The sequence below is a fragment of the Bacillus sp. EB106-06-01-XG163 genome (genome assembly GCF_058791615.1).
The window spans coordinates 343,949-363,497 of record NZ_JBYTDS010000003.1; the positions used below are offsets into that span (position 1 = coordinate 343,949).

Here is a 19,549-nt window from a genome sequence, read left to right on the forward strand (position 1 = left end):
CGGGGAGGCAATGCAATATGACGAAAGCGATGATGACGGAGCGGCTGCGGCGGAACCTGAAAATTCTGGGCGCTTGTCTTGTAGCAGGGGCGGTTTTTATCTGCATTTGGCTGTTTCGTTCTGAAAAGGAAGAGCCGGTCAAACAGCAGTCCGTGCTCGGCCAAACAGCCTCAGCATCCGTCGCGGACAAAAAAGACACCGCAGACGACAAGATTATGATTGATGTGAAAGGCGCGGTCCGAAATCCCGGCGTGTATGAAATGAAAGCGGGAGACAGAGTGACGCAAGCCATTGAAAAAGCCGGCGGCCTGAAGAAAAAGGCGGATGAATTGAATGTTAATTTAGCAGAGCAGCTGCAGGACGGGACGATTGTTTATATTCCGAGTGAAGGCGAAGAGGAGAATCGCCCGAAAACAGCGGCGGGTGAAAAGGAGAATGCAGCTGTCAATATCAATACGGCATCTCTGGACGAACTTCAGGCGATTTCCGGGGTGGGGCAGAAAAAAGCGGAAGCGATTATCGCTTACCGAGAAGAAAAAGGACGGTTTCAGACTGCTGAAGATTTGATGAATGTATCAGGCTTTGGAGAGAAGTCATTTGAGCGGATAAAAACTTCCATTACGGTAAAGTGAATTGACGGTTCTGCTTAAATCTATGTAAACTTAGAAAAGCAACAAGACTTTTTGGAGGGAACACTTGTGGAACGAATCTCATGGAATCAATATTTTATGGCGCAAAGCCATTTGCTGGCGCTGAGAAGCACATGTCCGAGACTGTCAGTCGGGGCAACCATAGTCAGAGATAAGCGTATGATTGCCGGCGGATACAACGGCTCAATCGCCGGCGGCGTCCATTGCGCTGATGAAGGATGCCTTTTAATAGATAATCATTGCCAGCGGACCATACATGCAGAGATGAATGCGATTCTGCAATGTTCTAAGTTCGGTGTTCCGACGGAAGGCGCCGAAATTTATGTGACGCATTATCCTTGTATTCAATGCTGCAAATCAATTATCCAGGCAGGCATCAAAACGGTCTATTATGCCGAAGATTACAAAACACAGCCTTATGCAAAAGAGCTGTTCAGCCAAGCCGGAGTCAAGGTGGAGCAGGTCGAACTTGATGAGATGATCATCGATCTGAAAAACCGTGAAAAATTGTCTTTTGTAGCAGGTCTGATTCAGCAATTATCTGATGCGGGGGTTAAGGCAGATGAACTGAAAAAAATTCATGAACAGGCCAATGAGCTGTTTACCAGTTACGTATAAATGAAATATAAATACCTTCTTCTGCCTCTGGCGGCGGTTTCTGCAACTGCGGGAATTGCCGCCGCTCATGTCTTCTGGGTTCTGCTCCTTTTTCTTCTGTATCTTCTCTTTATTATTGTAAAAACAAAGCAGTATGCTCCGGTTATCGTCTGCCTCGTTTCTTTTTGTCTTTATTTCTTTCTTTATACGGTTTGTGACGCTGCGAATGTAACGCGCTATCAGGCCGGCAGTTATACTGAACAGGCCGTCATCACTAATATTCCGAAGGTTGACGGAGCGAAAATGTCAGCTGTTATCCGTACACATGACAAGGAAAAATGGGCGGCTTCGTACAAAATCCGTTCTCTTGAGGAAAAAAGACTCATTGAACAGCTTGAACCGGGGATGCGCTGCACGTTTACAGGCTCTCTGGAACAGCCTGCACATGCGACGGTTCCCGGAGGTTTTGATTATAAGGAATATCTTTACTCTCAGCAGATTCACTGGTTATTTTCCGTGACTTCCATTGAGCAGTGTGAAAAATCCAAACAGCCGCTGTTTAAACTGCTGAACATCAGAAAAAATTTGATTTCGATCATTCGGAATCACGTGCCTGAATCTTCCGCCGGAATTGTTGAAGCGCTGACCTTAGGTGAAAGATTTTCTATAGAGGACGATATACTGAGTGCGTATCAAAATTTGGGAGTCGTTCATTTAATGGCGATTTCCGGAATGCATGTCGGTCTTATTACGGCGGGATTATTTTATGCTCTGATCAGAATCGGGCTGACAAGAGAAAAGGCGGGAATTTTGCTGCTGCTGTTTTTGCCGGTGTATACGCTGCTGAGCGGTGCCGCCCCATCCGTATTGCGCGCATCCCTCATGCTGGGGTTTTATATCGCCGGAACTCTTGTTAAACGCGGCATTCATTCCTCTGCTGCATTGTCCCTGTCTTATCTGCTGCTTCTGCTGTTTAATCCTTACTTCCTTTGGCAGGCGGGCTTCCAGCTTTCCTTTGCGGTAAGCGCCTCTTTAATTCTGTCATCCTCCATTTTAAAGAAAGCAGGGAAAAGCAGACTTGCCGGGCTTGCGATGGCTTCATTGATTGCAGAGCTCAGCTCACTTCCGTTTCTTCTCTATCATTTTCAGCAGATTTCACTTGTCAGTTTTTCGATGAATATGGTGATGGTGCCATTTTATACGTTATTTGTCATTCCGGTTTCTGTCATCGGTTTCCTTCTTCTTTTACTCTCAAGGCAGATGGGAGAATGTTTGTTTGGTATGTTTGACCTTGTGATGAAGCCTGTGCATGATTTCATTACATATGCGGCATCCGTTGATTTATTTACTATGATTGTGTCAAAGCCTGACTTTCTTTCCCTTCTTCTGCTTGCGGTTTCCGTTTTTACGCTTTTTGCGGCTTTGGAAAAGGGAGGTTTTTTAAAACTCAGGAAATCGGCTCTTTTTTTCTGCGCGGTTTTGGCTTATTTAATATGCCGTCCGTATTTCAGTCCATGGGGAGAAGCGGATATGCTTGATATCGGGCAGGGAGACTCACTGTTTATAAGCGCGCCGCACCGCAAAGGGATCGTAATGGTTGATACAGGGGGAGTGATTGCTTATCCCGGAGAATCATGGAAAGAAAAACGCCACCCGTATTCTATCGGCGAGAAGGTTTTGATTCCGTTTTTAAACGGAAAAGGGGTGAAAAAGCTGGATGCGCTGATTTTAACCCATGCGGATCAAGATCACATCGGGGAAGCCGGAGTGTTAATCAAAAATCATAGAGTCAAACGGTTAATTGTCCCCGTAGGATTCGTAAAAGAACCGAAGGATCAGAACATATTAAATATGGCGAAAGAAAACAACATTCCCGTTGCCGAAGCAAAGCGGGGCGACACCATTACAACCGGTGATCTTCAGTTTCAGGTGCTGTCTCCGGAGTCGTCTGACGGAAGGAGTAAAAATGATTCGTCACTGGTGCTTTGGACGGTTTTTGGCGGAGTGAGCTGGCTTTTGACGGGAGATTTAGAATCGGACGGCGAAACAGAAGTGCTGAAAACGTATCCGAATCTGAAGGCTGATATATTGAAGGCGGGTCATCACGGCAGCAAAAGCTCAACGAGTGAAGCCTTTTTGAAGCAGCTTCAGCCGGAAGCAGCGCTGATTTCAGCAGGAAAAGAGAATCGATACCATCATCCGCATGAAGAAGTGCTGGATCGTTTGAAGGCGTACTCTGTCAATGTGCTTCGCACCGATGTCAGCGGAACGATTCAATACAGATTTAAAAAAGGCGCCGGAACGTTTTCCGTCTTCCCTCCATATGATATAGAAGAAACCAGGGCGCAAGAAGTAAAAAAGACTGCCGATTGACAGCAGCCCGGAATGCGGCTAAGAGCCGATAAGATGGATGGCTGTTGCCATCACGAACAAAAAGGCGAAAAATCCGAAGGACACGACAAAACCGACAGCTGAGTCAACAGCATCATTTCGTTTGCTTTGAACGTTTTTTTCAAAATCATTCAATTTCATCCCTCCTGACTTCCCTAAGTATACTGGAATTGTTTTGAAAAATCTAGAAGTGATGGTAACGTTTTCTGTTCTTGTGATTATCGCCTTTTTACAAGCAGACCCGGGAGCTTGTGAATCAGGCGTTTATTATAAATGAGGAAGCTGTCCTTAAAGCTTCCTCTTTACTATTTGCCGAACTCAATTTAGGATAGAAGGGGATCAAGAAAGAGAGGAAGTCATACGATCATGGTATTTGATGTTTGGAAAGCCCTGAAAAAAGGGGATGTCCGCTCCGTTTATTGCTTATACGGAAAAGAAACGTATCTGCTCCAAGAAACTGTCAGCCGGATCAGACAAGCTGTCGTTGATGAGGAGACAAAGGATTTTAACCTGTCTGTTTTTGATCTTGAAGAGGATCCGCTTGACCAGGCCATAACCGATGCGGAAACGTTTCCGTTTATGGGAGAGAAGCGGCTGGTCATCGTAAAAAATCCGTCTTTTTTAACAGGGGAAAAAAAGAAAGAAAAAATAGAGCATAATACAGCCGCTCTGGAGACTTATCTGAAGGAGCCTGCACCTTATACGGTCTTTGTGATTGTGGCTCCGTATGAGAAGCTGGACGAACGGAAAAAGCTGACGAAAGCGCTGAAGCAAAAAGCCCTTATGATTGAAGCTAAGGAGCTGAATGCAAAGGAGACGACGGATTTTACGATTAATCTGGCGAAATCCGAAAATAAAATGATCGATACAGAAGCTGCCGAGCATTTGGTTCTGCTTGCAAACGGCCATCTGTCTTCCATATATCAGGAAATACAAAAACTCTCCGCCTACATCGGTGACAGACATGAGATCACACTTGAAGATGTCCGTGAGCTCGTCGCAAGAAGTTTGGAGCAGAATATTTTTGAGCTGATCAACAAAATCGTGAACCGAAAACGGACGGAAAGTCTTCAAATATTTTATGATCTTTTAAAACAAAACGAAGAACCGATCAAAATTATGGCGCTGATCGCCAACCAATTCCGTCTGATTATGCAGACAAAGTATTTTGCGGGACAAGGATACGGCCAAAAGCAAATCGCTTCCAACTTAAAGGTGCACCCCTTCCGGGTAAAGTTGGCGATGGATCAGGCGAGGCTTTTTTCTGAAGAAGAGCTGCGGCGTATTATAGAAAGACTCGCAGTGATGGATTATGAAATGAAAACGGGGAAAAAGGACAAGCAGCTCTTGCTGGAGCTCTTTCTCCTTGAGCTTCTCCGGACTGAATGAAAAAAACGATCCCCGTTAAAGGGATCGTTTTTGTATTATGCAGAAAGTCCGTTCACTTGTTTCGCAAGTCTAGATTTGTATCGAGCTGCGGCATTTTTGTGTACAAGACCTGTTTTCACTGCTTTATCAATGCGTTTCGCTGCTTCAGAAAGAGCAGTTTTCGCTTTATCCGCTTCGTTGTTAGCAACAGAAGCTTCAACTTGTTTGATTGCAGTACGCATAGCAGATTTGATTGTCGCGTTATGAGCGCGGCGTTCGTTGTTTGTTTTTGTACGTTTAATCGCTGATTTAATGTTTGGCATGTGTTTCACCTCCTAAGATACAACCTGTAGCACAGTGTCTTAAGGTTAAATCTTCTTCACAATAGAACAAATTGTATTCTATCAAACAGAACTTTAGATTGCAATATAAATGTAAAGTATTTTTCGTTGATGGGTAAATTCGCATGATTCGTTTTGTAAATGGCCACACTATGTACCACGATGATTGAAGGAGGTCTTCCCTGTGAAAAACAACGAACTGGATGTCAATCAATTTCTGATACGGACGGATTTAGCGGTAGAAACGAAACAGGCGGTAAAAGACGGACAAGCCGGTCAGAAAAAAGAAATAAACGGGTTTATTGAAAAAGAACGCGACAAGGGCGGCATTAAAGTCAGAACCGTCGATATTACCAAAGAAGGCGCCGAGCTATCGGGGAAAAAGCAGGGACGCTATGTCACGATCGAGGCTCAAGGGGTTCGGGAACACGACTCTGACATGCAGGAAAAAGTAACGGAAGTGTTTGCCGAGGAATTTTCCGCCTATCTGTCGGCATTAAAGATTCCAAAGGATGCAAGCTGTTTGATCGTGGGTCTCGGCAACTGGAATGTGACGCCGGATGCGCTCGGCCCTCTCGTGACCGAAAACCTTCTTGTGACAAGGCATCTGTTCAGGCTTCAGCCGGAAAACGTGCAGGAAGGGTACAGGCCGGTCAGCGCGCTTGCTCCCGGTGTGATGGGATTAACGGGAATTGAAACGAGCGATATTATTCAAGGTGTGATCAAAGAATCAAAGCCGGATTTTGTGATCGCGGTAGACGCTCTTGCGGCCAGAGCCGTTGAAAGGGTGAACACGACCATCCAATTTTCTGATACGGGCATTCACCCGGGATCAGGCGTCGGCAATAAGAGAAAAGAATTAAGCAAGGAAACGCTCGGCATTCCCGTCATCGCAATCGGGGTACCGACTGTCGTTGATGCGGTTACGATCGCAAGCGATACGGTGGATTATATATTAAAACATTTCGGAAGAGAGATGAAAGATGACAGCCCGTCAAGATCTCTGGTGCCCGCCGGAATGAACTTCGGCAAAAAGAAGGTGCTGACAGACGAAGACCTTCCGGGAGAAAAAGAACGCCAATCCTTTCTCGGTATTGTCGGCACGCTGGACGAAAACGAAAAACGCCAGCTGATTCACGAAGTGCTTTCTCCGCTCGGCCATAATCTGATGGTCACGCCGAAGGAGATTGACACCTTTATTGATGATATGGCGAACGTACTTGCAAACGGGTTAAACACCGCCCTTCATGAAAAAGTGTCACAAGATAACAAAGGTTCTTATAATCATTAAAATGAGTTCTACCTCCTCTAGCTTGTTCATAGAGTAATTACTAGACAAGCGCTGGAGGGATTCAAATCATGAGAAAAAAACGCAGAAACCGTCAAATTGTCGTTGCAGTAAACGGTGGAAATGCGCTCAAGGGCATGTTTTTGTTTATGACAAGCCTTATCGTTATTTTCGTATTATCGGGTGTGCTCACATCGCTTCGCCCTGAACTGAGGCTTTCTTCGGATTCTCTTCACGGGATTGCCGGAGAACTTCCGGGTGACGCGTTTGCACACCTCCTCGGCATGGAAAATCATTATTTCGCCTCAGAGCTTCCTGAAAAAGACTCTTTTCAGCTGTCCCGGCTTTCCTTAAAACTGGCGACAAGCATTAATATGGAAGACCCGCGGAGTTTCTTGGGACGTGAGCTGCCGGGATTTGCCCAATACGATACGGAGATCCTTCTGGCGGGGCAGGGGACGGATTATACGAATATGCCGGCTGAATCTCCGCCGCCGTCAAAGGTGATGGAAAAAGAAAAAGAAGTGAACCTGGCAGAAATCGAAAACAAAACGAAAAAAGAAGAAACGGCGCCGCCGAAACATTCAACAGGCAGCAAAAAAGTCGTTTTTATTTACCACACTCATAATACCGAATCCTATCTTCCTCTGTTAAAGGGGGAAACAAATCCGGATAACGCCCGCCATTCGAAGGCCAATGTCACGCTTGTCGGAGATATGTTCGGAAAAGCGCTTGAAGCGCAAGGTGTAGGAGCGACCGTAGATAAAACCGACATTCAGGCCCGCCTGAACAAAGACGGCTTAAATTATGCGCGAAGCTACGACGAATCAAGGCCGGTCGTAAAAAGCGCGCTCGCCAAAAATAAAAACCTGCAATATACCATAGACATTCACCGGGATTCCCGCCGCAAGAAAAATACGACAGCCGACATCAAAGGAAAAAGCTATGCCAGAGTCGCCATCGTCGTCGGCAAAAAAAGCGCTAACTTTGAAGAAAACTATAAACTCGCAAGTGAACTTCATAAGCTCATGGAGAAAAAATACCCCGGCTTAAGCGTCGGTGTTTTATCAAAAGGCTCTCCGGGAGATAATGGAGTATACAACCAGGATTTAAACGACCGGTCGCTTCTGCTGGAATTCGGGGGCGTGGATAACAATCTTGAAGAACTGAGGCGCGCATCAGATGCCGTGGCCGATGTGTTCAGCGAACTGTACTGGGATGCAGAAAAGGTCAGCTCGCAATCAGGAGAGAAGAAAAAACAATAGAAATCAGGTGATTCGAATGATCCGTTTTACCGGCAAATGCCTGCTGATCGCCATTGTCATGTTTTTCGGCGTTTTGTTCGGCATGCAGCAGGCAAACAGCGGAATGCTTGATATGAAAGGATACAAAGATCCCTCCTTAAAAGGAGCATTCACGCTCGGCGGCGGAGAAGGACAGGAAAAAGAAGCTTCCATTTTGGGGCAAACCGTTACGGCGAAAGATCTGGAAGAAAAACAAAAACAGCTGGAACAGGCGGAAACCTTCAACCTGTTTTCAAAAGCCGGAGAAACCCTTTCAAATACCGTGACGGACTCGGCGCAGGCGATGTATGAGTGGGTTTCGAAACTGAACCGTTAGCATTGATGAAGAGAAAAGCGGATGATTCCTTAAAGGAAGCTTTTCTCTTTCTTGTTTTAATTGAATGTTTACAATCCTATTGATATAATCTAAGCTAGTGTATTTTGCGTTTAATAGTAGGAGTGATAGATTGTGACAGATAAAGAAAAGCGTTTAGAGAGGCAGTCAAGAATCCGGAATTTCTCCATCATCGCCCACATAGACCACGGCAAATCGACCTTGGCGGATCGGATTTTAGAAAAAACATCGGCGATCACCCAGCGGGAAATGAAAGAACAATTGCTTGATTCAATGGACCTTGAACGCGAACGGGGAATTACCATCAAATTAAATTCCGTTCAGCTGAAATACAAAGCAAAAGACGGAGAAGAATATATATTCCATCTTATCGACACGCCCGGACACGTCGACTTTACATATGAAGTTTCGCGAAGCCTGGCTGCCTGTGAAGGCGCGATTCTCGTTGTTGATGCGGCCCAGGGAATAGAAGCGCAGACATTGGCGAACGTCTATCTGGCGCTTGATAATGATCTTGAGATTCTTCCTGTCATTAATAAAATCGATCTTCCGAGCGCAGAGCCAGAACGTGTGCGTCAAGAGGTTGAGGACGTTATCGGCCTTGACGCTTCAGACGCCGTCCTCGCTTCAGCGAAAGCGGGCATCGGCATCGAAGACATTTTAGAACAGATCGTAGAAAAAGTGCCGGCCCCCGCGGGAGATCCGGAAGCTCCGCTGAAAGCGCTCATCTTTGACTCGCTTTATGACGCGTACCGCGGAGTCGTCGCGTATATCAGAGTCGTAGAAGGAACGGTCAAACCGGGCCAGAAAATTAAAATGATGGCAACCGGAAAAGAGTTTGAAGTCATCGAAGTCGGCGTCTTCACGCCGAAAGCGCAGCCGGCTGACGAATTGACAGTCGGTGACGTAGGCTATTTGACAGCCGCAATTAAAAACGTCGGCGACACCCGTGTCGGTGATACGATCACGAGCGCGGTTAAGCCTGCGGCAGAAGCGCTTCCGGGCTACCGCAAACTCAATCCGATGGTATACTGCGGACTTTATCCGATTGACACAGCCAAATATAATGATTTACGCGAGGCTCTGGAAAAACTTGAATTGAACGATTCATCTCTTCAATACGAGGCGGAGACGTCACAAGCCCTCGGCTTCGGCTTCCGCTGCGGCTTTTTAGGAATGCTTCACATGGAAATCATTCAGGAGCGGATTGAACGGGAATTTAAAATTGACCTGATCACAACGGCACCGAGTGTTATCTATGATGTGTATATGACAGACGGCGAAAAGGTTGTTGTCGACAACCCGTCCAACATGCCTGACCCACAAAAGATCGAAAGAATCGAGGAGCCGTATGTAAAAGCGACAATGATGGTGCCGAACGATTATGTCGGTGCGGTGATGGAGCTTTGTCAGGGGAAACGGGGCAACTTTATCGATATGCAGTACTTAGACGCCAACCGGGTCAGCATTGTATATGAGATGCCTCTTGCGGAAATCGTATATGAATTTTTTGATCAGCTGAAATCCAGCACGAAAGGGTACGCCTCTTTCGATTACGAACTGATCGGCTACAAACCGTCTAAACTTGTCAAGATGGACATTATGCTGAACGGAGAAAAAATCGACGCCCTTTCATTTATCGTGCATCGCGATTACGCGTACGAACGCGGAAAAGTAATTGTGGAAAAACTGAAAGAGCTTATTCCGCGCCAGCACTTTGAAGTACCGATTCAAGCGGCGATCGGACAGAAAATCGTGGCCCGCTCAACCATTAAGGCCATGCGGAAAAACGTCCTTGCAAAATGTTACGGAGGAGACATCTCGCGGAAACGGAAGCTTCTTGAAAAACAAAAAGAAGGAAAACGCCGGATGAAGCAGGTCGGCTCAGTAGAAGTGCCGCAGGAAGCGTTTATGGCCGTTCTTAAAATGGATGACAGCCCGAAAAAATAACGGAAGCCGCCGCAGTCCCGCGCTGCGGCTTCTTTCTGTAAAGAAGAAGGTGTTTCAAAATGAAATCAGCTTATATTCATATTCCGTTTTGTGAGCATATCTGCCACTATTGCGATTTCAATAAATATTTTATTCAGAGCCAGCCTGTCGATGAGTACTTAAACTCACTCGAAAAGGAAATGATAAATACAATAGAACGGACGGGACGCCCTGATCTCCGCACGATTTTTATCGGGGGAGGCACGCCGACATCGCTCTCACCCGTCCAGCTGGAAAAATTGATGGATTCCATTCACCGCGTGCTGAAGCCTTCTGACGGACTCATAGAATTTGCCGCGGAAGCGAATCCGGATGATTTGTCCCCGGAAAAATTAAAAATCCTGAAAAATGCCGGTGTCAATCGGCTGAGCTTCGGTGTTCAAACCTTTGAAGATGAGCTTTTACAAAAAATCGGCAGAGTGCATAAACAAAAGGACGTATTCACTTCCTTTGAACGTGCGAGGGCTCTCGGCTTCGACAACATCAGTCTCGATTTGATGTTCGGCCTGCCGGGTCAGACGCTGGCCGATCTTGACAATTCCGTCAAAACGGCTTTGTCTCTTGATGCGGAGCACTATTCCGTTTACTCGCTGATCGTAGAGCCGAAAACGGTGTTTTATAATTTAATGCAAAAAGGCCGCCTGCATCTCCCCGCGCAAGAACAAGAGGCCGAGATGTATGAAACGGTCATGAGGCAGATGAGTGAAGCGGGCATCCGTCAATACGAGATCAGTAACTTTGCAAAGCCCGGATACGAGTCGCAGCATAATCTGACGTATTGGAGCAATGAAGAGTATTTCGGTTTTGGCGCAGGCGCTCACGGATATATCAGCGGCACGCGCACCGTCAACGCCGGGCCTGTGAAACATTACATGCAGCTCATCGAAGAAAAGGGGCTGCCTTACCGTGACACGCACAAGGTGACACGTGAGGAGCAGATTGAAGAAGAAATGTTCCTCGGTCTCAGAAAAATGTCCGGCGTACAAAAGCAAGCTTTTCTCGATAAATTCGGACGCTCGGTCGACGAACTGTTTCCCGATGTTCTCAAAGATTTAACCGAAAAAGGCCTGATTTGTGACACGAAAGAATCGGTTGCATTAACGCATGAGGGCAAATTATTAGGAAATGAGGTTTTTGGCGCTTTTTTGGGTGAGTTATAATTGACATTTTTCTTTTGGTTTGTTACTTTTGATATAGAATTAGCACTCGCTGACCTTGAGTGCTAACAGGGGTGATGATGATGTTAACAAATCGTCAGCTGTTGATCCTGCAAGTGATTATTAATGATTTTATACAATCAGCGCAGCCTGTAGGATCAAGAACTCTTTCAAAAAAAGACGAGATTACATTCAGCTCTGCAACGATCAGAAACGAGATGGCTGACTTGGAGGAATTGGGCTTTATTGAAAAAACCCATTCATCCTCAGGACGGATTCCGTCGGAAAAAGGGTACAGGTATTATGTCGATCATTTGCTGTCACCCGTCAAGCTGACAAAAACCGATCTGGATTTAATTCACTCGATATTTAAAGAAAAAATCTTCGAGCTGGAAAAAACAGTCCAAAAATCAGCGCAAATCCTGTCCGACCTGACAAACTACACATCGATTGTCCTCGGGCCGACGCTGAGCGAGAACTATCTTAAACAGATTCAAATCGTACCGATCCAGCCGGATAAGGCGGTCGCCATTCTCGTCACGAACACGGGGCATGTCGAAAACCGCACCATCAATTTCCCGGCTAAAGTGGATTTGGCCGATATTGAAAAACTGGTCAATATACTAAACGATCGATTAGCGGGTGTGCCGATGGACGAACTGAATGAGCGCATTTTCAAAGAGGTTGTCACATATTTAAGGCAGCATATCGCCAACTATGACAGCATACTTGAATCGCTCCGCTCCACATTCCATCCGGCGGCCCACGTTGAGAAATTGTTTTTCGGCGGAAAGATCAACATGCTGAATCAGCCGGAGTTCCATGATATTGAAAGGGTCCGCTCGCTCTTATCTTTAATTGAAAAAGAGCAGGATGTTCTGAAGCTGTTTCAGTCATCAAAAGCCGGGATTTCAATCAAAATCGGGAAAGAAAACGACTACGAAGAAATGGAAAACTGCAGCTTAATCACGGCCACCTATACAGTTGATACGAAACAGATCGGATCAATCGCCATTATCGGGCCGACGCGCATGAATTATTCAAGAGTCGTCAGCCTGCTGCAGCACGTGACTTCGGACTTGTCAAAAGCATTCACAAGTTTGTATGATGAATAAGGGAATTTTGGCAATCATTTTCAGTCATCTTTTTACAGCATTTGAGGGAGGTGAACACAATGTCAGAAGAAAAACAAACCGCAGAACAGGTTGAAGCAGCAGAACAAGAAGAAGTGACAGAACAGGCAGAACAAGCCGCTTCACAAGAGCAGCATGAAGAAACGGCAGGTCAGGAAGAAGCCCTTCAGCACCAAATTGATGAATTGCAGGGTTTGCTTGATGAAAAAGAAAACAAGCTTTTGCGTGTTCAAGCAGACTTTGAAAACTATAAACGACGCAGCCGCCTTGAAATGGAAGCTGCTCAGAAATACCGTTCTCAAAACGTCGTAACGGAAATCCTTCCGGCGCTCGACAACTTTGAACGGGCGTTACAGGTAGAAGCTGAAAGCGAGCAGACAAAAAGCTTGCTGCAAGGTATGGAAATGGTCCGCCGCCAGCTGATGGACGCACTTGAAAAAGAAGGCGTTCAAGCCATCGAAGCTGTCGGCCAGGAATTTGATCCGAACCTTCACCAAGCCGTCATGCAGGTGGAAGATGAAAACTTCGGCAGCAATATTGTTATCGAAGAACTGCAAAAAGGCTACAAACTGAAGGATCGCGTCATTCGTCCTTCAATGGTAAAAGTGAATCAATAACTACATAGCAGGAGGTAATTCAAAGTGAGTAAAGTAATCGGAATTGACTTGGGTACGACAAACTCATGTGTGGCAGTGCTTGAAGGCGGAGAGCCTACAGTCATCGCCAACGCTGAAGGAAACCGTACGACTCCGTCAGTCGTTGCATTTAAAAACGGCGAGCGCCAAGTAGGGGAAGTGGCGAAACGCCAATCCATCACAAATCCTAACACAATCATGTCTGTTAAACGCCATATGGGTACTGACTATAAAGTGGAAATCGAAGGAAAAGACTACACGCCTCAAGAAGTGTCAGCTATTATCCTTCAGCATCTGAAAGCATATGCTGAAAGCTACCTCGGCGAAACAGTTTCAAAAGCCGTTATCACGGTTCCTGCATACTTCAACGATGCGGAGCGCCAAGCGACAAAAGATGCCGGTAAAATCGCCGGTCTTGAAGTAGAGCGTATTATCAACGAGCCGACTGCAGCAGCGCTTGCATACGGACTTGATAAAACGGACGAAGACCAAACAATTCTTGTTTACGACCTTGGCGGCGGTACGTTTGACGTATCTGTTCTTGAACTTGGCGACGGCGTGTTTGAAGTCCGTTCAACTGCCGGTGACAACCGTCTTGGCGGAGACGACTTTGACCAAGTCATCATCGATCATCTCGTAGCAGAATTCAAAAAAGAAAACGGCATTGATCTTTCAAAAGACAAAATGGCGCTTCAGCGTTTGAAAGATGCGGCTGAGAAAGCGAAAAAAGATCTTTCCGGCGTTTCATCCACACAAATTTCTTTACCATTTATCACAGCGGGAGAAGCAGGTCCTCTTCACCTTGAGCTGACACTGACCCGCGCTAAATTCGAAGAGCTTTCCGCTCACCTTGTTGAGCGCACAATGGCTCCTGTCCGTCAGGCTCTTCAAGATGCGGATCTTTCTGCGAGCGAAATCGACAAAGTTATCCTTGTCGGCGGATCAACACGTATTCCAGCCGTACAGGAAGCAATCAAAAAAGAAACGGGTAAAGAAGCGCATAAAGGCGTAAACCCTGATGAAGTTGTAGCGCTGGGTGCAGCGATTCAAGGCGGCGTCATCACGGGAGACGTAAAAGACGTTGTTCTTCTTGACGTTACACCGCTTTCTCTTGGTATTGAAACAATGGGCGGCGTGTTCACAAAACTGATCGATCGCAACACGACAATTCCGACGAGCAAGTCTCAAGTATTCTCAACTGCAGCTGACAACCAAACGGCTGTTGACATTCACGTGCTTCAAGGTGAGCGCCCGATGTCTGCCGACAACAAAACGCTCGGCCGCTTCCAGCTTACTGATATCCCGCCTGCACCGCGCGGCGTACCGCAAATCGAAGTTTCTTTCGATATTGACAAAAACGGTATCGTAAACGTAAGAGCGAAAGATTTAGGCACAGGAAAAGAACAAAACATTACTATCAAATCTTCTTCAGGTCTTTCTGATGATGAGATCGAACGCATGGTAAAAGAAGCGGAAGAAAACGCTGACGCTGATGCGAAGAGAAAAGAAGAAATCGAAGTCCGCAACGAAGCTGACCAGCTTGTGTTCCAAACGGAAAAAACATTAAAAGATCTGGAAGGCAAAGTGGACGAAGAGCAAGTGAAAAAAGCAAACGACGCGAAAGACGCGCTGAAAGCCGCTATCGAGAAAAACGAAATTGAAGACATCAAAGCGAAAAAAGATGAGCTTCAAACAATCGTTCAAGAGCTTTCTATGAAGCTTTACGAAGAAGCGGCGAAAGCGCAGCAGGCTGAAGGCGGAGCAAACGCTGAAGGCAAAAAAGCGGATGACAACGTTGTCGATGCGGAATACGAAGAAGTAAAAGACGACGAAACGAAAAAATAAGTTCTGTCCCGCATGGCTATAGGCGGAAGAACACACAGCATATTCTGATTCAACAGACAGAAAGTCAAAGTCAGGCATCTCTTGGCTTTGACTTTTTTTCTTGCCCGGGATAAAAGGAATTGAAAAAACATAATTCAAAATGATACAATCTAATTTATGTGAGAAATTCGGGAGAGTGAAGCGAGATGAGTAAGCGTGATTACTATGAAGTGCTTGGGGTAAGTAAGAGCGCTTCAAAGGATGAAATCAAAAAAGCCTATCGGAAGCTTTCAAAAAAATATCATCCTGATATCAATAAAGAATCCGGAGCAGATGAAAAATTTAAAGAGGTAAAAGAAGCGTACGAAGCGCTCTCAGACGACCAAAAACGCGCTCAATATGACCAATTCGGCCATACAGACCCTAACCAGGGATTCGGCGGCGGTTTCGGAGGCGGCGGAGACTTCGGCGGCTTCGGTTTCGATGACATCTTCTCAAGCATCTTCGGAGGCGGCACGAGACGCCGTGACCCGAATGCGCCGCGGCAAGGCGCGGATCTGCAGTATACAATGACCCTGTCATTTGAAGACGCGGCTTTCGGAAAAGAAACGATCATTGAAATTCCGCGCGAAGAGAATTGCGAAACATGTAAAGGGTCTGGCGCGAAGCCGGGAACAAAGCCGGATACGTGCTCGCACTGCGGAGGTTCAGGCCAGCTGAACGTCGAACAGAACACGCCGTTTGGCAAAGTGGTTAACCGAAGAGTCTGCCACCACTGTGAAGGAACAGGAAAAATCATCAAAAACAAGTGTTCTGACTGCGGCGGCACGGGCAAAGTGAAAAAACGGAAAAAAATCAATGTCACGATTCCTGCCGGTGTGGATGACGGACAGCAGCTGCGCGTTCCGGGCCAAGGTGAACCGGGCGTAAACGGAGGGCCGGCGGGAGATCTGTTTGTCGTATTCCATGTGCGCGCCCACGAGTTCTTTGAGCGCGACGGAGACGATATTTATTGCGAAATGCCGTTAACGTTCGCCCAAGCGGCACTCGGAGACGAAGTGGAAGTGCCGACGCTTCACGGAAAAGTGAAATTGAAAATACCTGCCGGCACACAAACAGGCACGAAATTCAGATTAAGAGGCAAAGGCGTTCAGAACGTCCGGGGCTACGGACAAGGCGACCAGCACATTGTCGTCCGCGTCGTCACACCGACGAATCTGACAGACAAACAAAAAGACATCATCCGCGAGTTCGCTGAAGTCAGCGGAAACCTGCCGGATGAACAAGAAATGAGTTTCTTTGACAAAGTAAAACGCGCATTTAAAGGCGAGTAATGATTGGATAGGAGTTGGTAGTTTTGAAATGGTCCGAAATCAGCATTCACACAACACATGAAGCGGTCGAACCCATCTCAAATATTTTGCATGAAGCTGGTGCGAGCGGGGTTGTCATCGAAGATCCGCTTGATTTAATGAAAGAGCGTGAGAATGTTTACGGGGAAATCTACCAGCTCGACCCCAATGATTACCCCGATGAGGGTGTCATTGTCAAAGCGTATCTGCCGATCAACAGTTTCCTCGGCGAAACGGTGGACGGCATTAAAGAGACGATTAATAATCTGCTTTTGTACGACATTGATTTGGGCAGAAACACAATCACCATTTCTGAAGTTAATGAAGAAGAATGGGCGACAGCTTGGAAAAAGTATTATCATCCTGTGAAAATTTCTGAAAAGTTCACGATCGTTCCCACTTGGGAAACGTACACACCTGTTCATACAGATGAACTGATTATCGAAATGGATCCGGGTATGGCATTCGGTACGGGAACGCATCCGACAACCGTTCTGTGCATTCAGGCGCTTGAGCGTATCGTTCAAAAAGGCGACCGTGTCATTGATGTCGGCACCGGTTCAGGAATTTTAAGCATCGCGGCCGCCATGCTTGAGGCCGAATCGGTTCATGCGTATGACCTTGATCCGGTCGCTGTTGAAAGCGCGCGTCTGAATGTAAAATTGAACAAAGTGAGTGATACGGCTGAAGTGAAGCAGAACAATTTGTTAGACGGCATCACGGGCGAACATGATGTCATTGTCGCAAATATTTTGGCGGAAGTGATTCTCCGCTTTACATCACAGGCGTACGACCTGCTCAAAGACGGAGGCCATTTTATTACTTCAGGCATTATCGGCCAGAAAAAACAGGAAGTAAAAGAAGCGTTGGAAAAAGCCGGCTTTACCATCATAGAAATTCTGTCTATGGAAGATTGGGTCAGCATCATCGCGAAAAAATAACAGTTAGTAGGTGTCACAGCGTATGCAACGATATTTTATCGAGCTCACGAAGCAGGAGATGGACGAAACTCCCGATTTTCAAATCACGGGGGAAGACGTCCACCATATAGCGAACGTCATGAGAATGAGTGCGGGCGGCCGGATTATCTGCTGTTCGAAAGACGGCCATGAAGCGTTATGCCTGCTTAAAGAGGTTTCTAAAGATCATATATCATGCAGCATTGCTGAGTGGACGGGTGAAAACCGTGAACTGCCGCTGAAGATCAGGATCGCAAGCGGCCTCCCGAAAGGCGATAAGCTTGAATGGATTATCCAAAAAGGGACCGAGCTGGGGGCAAGTATGTTCATCCCTTTTCAAGGCGCCAGATCCGTCGTTAAGCTAGACGACAAAAAGGCAAAGAAAAAGCGGGAGAGATGGGCGAAAATCGCGAAGGAAGCGGCGGAGCAATCGTACCGCAATGAAATTCCCGAAGTGAAAACCGTTCATACGTTCCGGCAGCTGCTTGAAATGGCGGAGAATGTCGATAAATGTGTCGTTGCATACGAGGAGTCATCAAAGCAGGGAGAAACGGGCGCTTTCGCTGCGGAGCTCAAAAGCCTTCCGCAAGGTTCGTCTCTTTTAATCGTATTCGGCCCTGAAGGCGGTCTGACTGAGTCTGAAGTTCATCAGCTTTCAGAAAAAGGCGCCGTCTTATGCGGCCTCGGACCGAGAATTTTACGGACTGAAACTGCGCCTCTTTACGCGTTAAGCGCAGTTTCCTATCATACAGAGTTATTAAGAGGTGATCAGTAATGGCAACTGTTGCTTTTCATACCCTTGGCTGCAAGGTCAACCATTATGAAACAGAAGCAATCTGGCAGCTGTTTAAAGATGCGGGTTATGAACGAAAAGAATTCGAACAGACAGCAGATGTATATGTCATTAATACATGTACGGTAACAAACACGGGAGATAAAAAAAGCCGTCAAGTCATCAGACGGGCGATCCGCCAAAATCCTGACGGCGTCATCTGCGTAACAGGGTGCTATGCGCAAACCTCTCCGGCGGAAATTATGGCCATCCCGGGTGTTGACATCGTCGTCGGCACGCAGGATCGTGAAAAAATGCTCGGTTACATTGAGCAGTACAGGGAAGAGCGTCAGCCGATCAACGGCGTCGGCAATATTATGAAAGCACGCGTGTTTGAAGAGCTGGATGTTCCCGCTTTTACTGACCGCACAAGAGCGTCGTTAAAAATCCAAGAGGGCTGCAACAACTTCTGTACGTTCTGCATTATCCCTTGGGCGCGCGGCCTGCTTCGTTCCCGCGATCCTGAAGAAGTCATTAAACAGGCGCAGCAGCTGGTGGATGCCGGCTATAAAGAAATCGTCCTGACGGGGATTCATACGGGCGGCTACGGCGAAGATATGAAAGATTATAATTTCGCCAAGCTTCTCCGCGAGCTGGATACGCGTGTAGAAGGACTGAAGCGGATCAGAATTTCATCTATTGAAGCAAGCCAAATCACTGATGAAGTGATTGAAGTGCTGGATGCGTCTGATAAAATCGTCCGTCACCTTCATATCCCGATTCAGTCAGGATCAAACACCGTTCTGAAACGGATGAGACGCAAATATACGATGGAATTTTTCGCGGACCGTTTAAATAAGCTGAAAGAAGCGCTGCCGGGTCTTGCCGTCACATCTGATGTCATCGTCGGTTTCCCGGGAGAAACGGAAGAAGAATTTATGGAAACATACCGGTTCATTAAAGAACATAAGTTTTCAGAGCTTCACGTATTCCCTTACAGCAAACGCACCGGAACACCTGCGGCCAGAATGGAAGACCAGGTTGACGAGAACGTGAAAAACGAACGGGTGCATAAGCTGATCGCGCTGTCTGACCAGCTTGCAAAAGAATACGCCTCCGATTATGAAGGAGAGGTTCTGGAAATCATTCCGGAAGAGGCGTTTAAAGAGTCTGATGAGGAGGGCATGTTCGTCGGCTATACGGACAATTACATGAAAGTCGTCTTCAAAGGCACGGAAGATGTAATCGGCAAACTTGTCAAAGTCAAAATTCAAAAAGCGGGCTATCCGTATAATGAAGGACAATTCGTCCGTGTCGTTGAGGATGAAATGACCCGAAACATGCGCATGTCTTCATAACTGATAAAAAAACCGGTGCCTTCGGGACTGACCCCATAAGATGAGACAAATAAAAACACCTTCAAGTTTGAATACGGATGATTGTTATCCGAAATTA

The 19,549-nt window shown here is 46.5% G+C and carries 17 protein-coding genes and 2 pseudogenes; 17 read left to right on the plus strand and 2 right to left on the minus strand.

Translation table 11 applies throughout. The features are described 5' to 3' along the window. The first annotated feature begins 17 nt into the window (after nt 1-17). The 3 genes from AC3WTF_RS05730 (at nt 18) to AC3WTF_RS05740 (ending at nt 3,620) form a co-directional block, all read left to right on the plus strand. The gene (locus AC3WTF_RS05730; RefSeq protein WP_020956097.1) at nt 18-632 is read left to right on the plus strand and encodes a helix-hairpin-helix domain-containing protein; all 615 of its coding nucleotides are present in this window, start codon (nt 18-20) and stop codon (nt 630-632) included. Between the two features lie 66 nt (nt 633-698). Then, nucleotides 699-1,268 carry a ComE operon protein 2 gene (locus AC3WTF_RS05735; protein WP_007408264.1) on the plus strand — a complete coding sequence of 190 codons (570 nt, stop codon included), beginning with the start codon at nt 699-701 and terminating at the stop codon, nt 1,266-1,268. Further along, entirely contained in the window at nt 1,269-3,620 is a 2,352-nt protein-coding gene (locus tag AC3WTF_RS05740; RefSeq protein WP_492314211.1) for a DNA internalization-related competence protein ComEC/Rec2, read from the plus strand. 18 nt (nt 3,621-3,638) lie between these two features. On the opposite strand, the gene AC3WTF_RS05745 is transcribed toward AC3WTF_RS05740, so the two are convergent. Next, nucleotides 3,639-3,773: a YqzM family protein gene (locus AC3WTF_RS05745; protein ID WP_003152870.1), complete on the minus strand. Its 135-nt coding sequence runs from the start codon at nt 3,771-3,773 to the stop codon at nt 3,639-3,641. Between the two features lie 40 nt (nt 3,774-3,813). On the opposite strand from AC3WTF_RS05745, the pseudogene AC3WTF_RS05750 reads away from it, so the two are divergent. After that, a pseudogene (locus AC3WTF_RS05750) lies at nt 3,814-3,965 on the plus strand (hypothetical protein). 39 nt (nt 3,966-4,004) lie between these two features. Then, a pseudogene (gene holA / locus AC3WTF_RS05755) lies at nt 4,005-5,046 on the plus strand (DNA polymerase III subunit delta). Nucleotides 5,047-5,062: 16 nt separating this feature from the next. Here the strand turns inward: holA and rpsT are convergent. After that, a complete protein-coding gene (rpsT, locus tag AC3WTF_RS05760; protein ID WP_003152876.1) occupies nt 5,063-5,329 on the minus strand; it encodes a 30S ribosomal protein S20 in 267 nt (88 codons plus the stop codon). Between the two features lie 202 nt (nt 5,330-5,531). On the opposite strand from rpsT, the gene gpr reads away from it, so the two are divergent. From gpr to mtaB, 12 genes are all read left to right on the plus strand, one after another. Beyond that, complete coding sequence (gpr, locus tag AC3WTF_RS05765; protein ID WP_007408268.1) at nt 5,532-6,638, plus strand: GPR endopeptidase; 1,107 nt, start codon at nt 5,532-5,534, stop codon at nt 6,636-6,638. 68 nt (nt 6,639-6,706) lie between these two features. Then, a complete protein-coding gene (gene spoIIP, locus AC3WTF_RS05770) occupies nt 6,707-7,900 on the plus strand; it encodes a stage II sporulation protein P (RefSeq protein WP_007612673.1) in 1,194 nt (397 codons plus the stop codon). 16 nt (nt 7,901-7,916) lie between these two features. After that, on the plus strand, nt 7,917-8,255 hold the full coding sequence (locus AC3WTF_RS05775; protein WP_007408270.1) for a YqxA family protein: 339 nt from the start codon (nt 7,917-7,919) through the stop codon (nt 8,253-8,255). A gap of 132 nt (nt 8,256-8,387) precedes the next feature. Next, on the plus strand, nt 8,388-10,223 hold the full coding sequence (gene lepA / locus AC3WTF_RS05780) for a translation elongation factor 4 (RefSeq protein ID WP_032866702.1): 1,836 nt from the start codon (nt 8,388-8,390) through the stop codon (nt 10,221-10,223). Nucleotides 10,224-10,282: 59 nt separating this feature from the next. Then, the gene (gene hemW / locus AC3WTF_RS05785; protein WP_032866705.1) at nt 10,283-11,422 is read left to right on the plus strand and encodes a radical SAM family heme chaperone HemW; all 1,140 of its coding nucleotides are present in this window, start codon (nt 10,283-10,285) and stop codon (nt 11,420-11,422) included. A gap of 80 nt (nt 11,423-11,502) precedes the next feature. Then, a complete protein-coding gene (gene hrcA, locus AC3WTF_RS05790; RefSeq protein ID WP_003152889.1) occupies nt 11,503-12,534 on the plus strand; it encodes a heat-inducible transcriptional repressor HrcA in 1,032 nt (343 codons plus the stop codon). A 59-nt stretch (nt 12,535-12,593) separates the two neighbouring features. Continuing rightward, nucleotides 12,594-13,169 carry a nucleotide exchange factor GrpE gene (grpE, locus tag AC3WTF_RS05795; protein ID WP_020956094.1) on the plus strand — a complete coding sequence of 192 codons (576 nt, stop codon included), beginning with the start codon at nt 12,594-12,596 and terminating at the stop codon, nt 13,167-13,169. Nucleotides 13,170-13,193: 24 nt separating this feature from the next. After that, on the plus strand, nt 13,194-15,032 hold the full coding sequence (dnaK, locus tag AC3WTF_RS05800; RefSeq protein ID WP_007408273.1) for a molecular chaperone DnaK: 1,839 nt from the start codon (nt 13,194-13,196) through the stop codon (nt 15,030-15,032). Between the two features lie 185 nt (nt 15,033-15,217). Further along, nucleotides 15,218-16,345 (plus strand): molecular chaperone DnaJ, encoded by a 1,128-nt coding sequence (dnaJ, locus tag AC3WTF_RS05805; RefSeq protein WP_003152895.1) that lies wholly within the window; start codon nt 15,218-15,220, stop codon nt 16,343-16,345. Between the two features lie 23 nt (nt 16,346-16,368). Further along, nucleotides 16,369-17,304 carry a 50S ribosomal protein L11 methyltransferase gene (prmA, locus tag AC3WTF_RS05810; protein WP_012118021.1) on the plus strand — a complete coding sequence of 312 codons (936 nt, stop codon included), beginning with the start codon at nt 16,369-16,371 and terminating at the stop codon, nt 17,302-17,304. Nucleotides 17,305-17,326: 22 nt separating this feature from the next. Next, nucleotides 17,327-18,097 (plus strand): 16S rRNA (uracil(1498)-N(3))-methyltransferase, encoded by a 771-nt coding sequence (locus AC3WTF_RS05815; protein WP_015417848.1) that lies wholly within the window; start codon nt 17,327-17,329, stop codon nt 18,095-18,097. Next, entirely contained in the window at nt 18,097-19,452 is a 1,356-nt protein-coding gene (gene mtaB, locus AC3WTF_RS05820; RefSeq protein ID WP_007408276.1) for a tRNA (N(6)-L-threonylcarbamoyladenosine(37)-C(2))-methylthiotransferase MtaB, read from the plus strand. Before AC3WTF_RS05815 ends, mtaB begins: the two co-directional genes overlap by 1 nt. The last annotated feature ends 97 nt before the right edge of the window (nt 19,453-19,549 follow it).

Bases quoted from the DNA above. Each gene is read 5' to 3' on its own strand.
- hemW (WP_032866705.1), top strand. From the start codon at position 10,283: ATGAAATCAGCTTATATTCATATTCCGTTTTGTGAGCATATCTGCCAC.
- AC3WTF_RS05815 (WP_015417848.1), top strand. From the start codon at position 17,327: ATGCAACGATATTTTATCGAGCTCACGAAGCAGGAGATGGACGAAACT.
- rpsT (WP_003152876.1), bottom strand. From the start codon at position 5,329: ATGCCAAACATTAAATCAGCGATTAAACGTACAAAAACAAACAACGAA.
- AC3WTF_RS05740 (WP_492314211.1), top strand. From the start codon at position 1,269: ATGAAATATAAATACCTTCTTCTGCCTCTGGCGGCGGTTTCTGCAACT.
- spoIIP (WP_007612673.1), top strand. From the start codon at position 6,707: ATGAGAAAAAAACGCAGAAACCGTCAAATTGTCGTTGCAGTAAACGGT.
- dnaJ (WP_003152895.1), top strand. From the start codon at position 15,218: ATGAGTAAGCGTGATTACTATGAAGTGCTTGGGGTAAGTAAGAGCGCT.
- grpE (WP_020956094.1), top strand. From the start codon at position 12,594: ATGTCAGAAGAAAAACAAACCGCAGAACAGGTTGAAGCAGCAGAACAA.
- AC3WTF_RS05730 (WP_020956097.1), top strand. From the start codon at position 18: ATGACGAAAGCGATGATGACGGAGCGGCTGCGGCGGAACCTGAAAATT.
- hrcA (WP_003152889.1), top strand. From the start codon at position 11,503: ATGTTAACAAATCGTCAGCTGTTGATCCTGCAAGTGATTATTAATGAT.
- AC3WTF_RS05775 (WP_007408270.1), top strand. From the start codon at position 7,917: ATGATCCGTTTTACCGGCAAATGCCTGCTGATCGCCATTGTCATGTTT.
- mtaB (WP_007408276.1), top strand. From the start codon at position 18,097: ATGGCAACTGTTGCTTTTCATACCCTTGGCTGCAAGGTCAACCATTAT.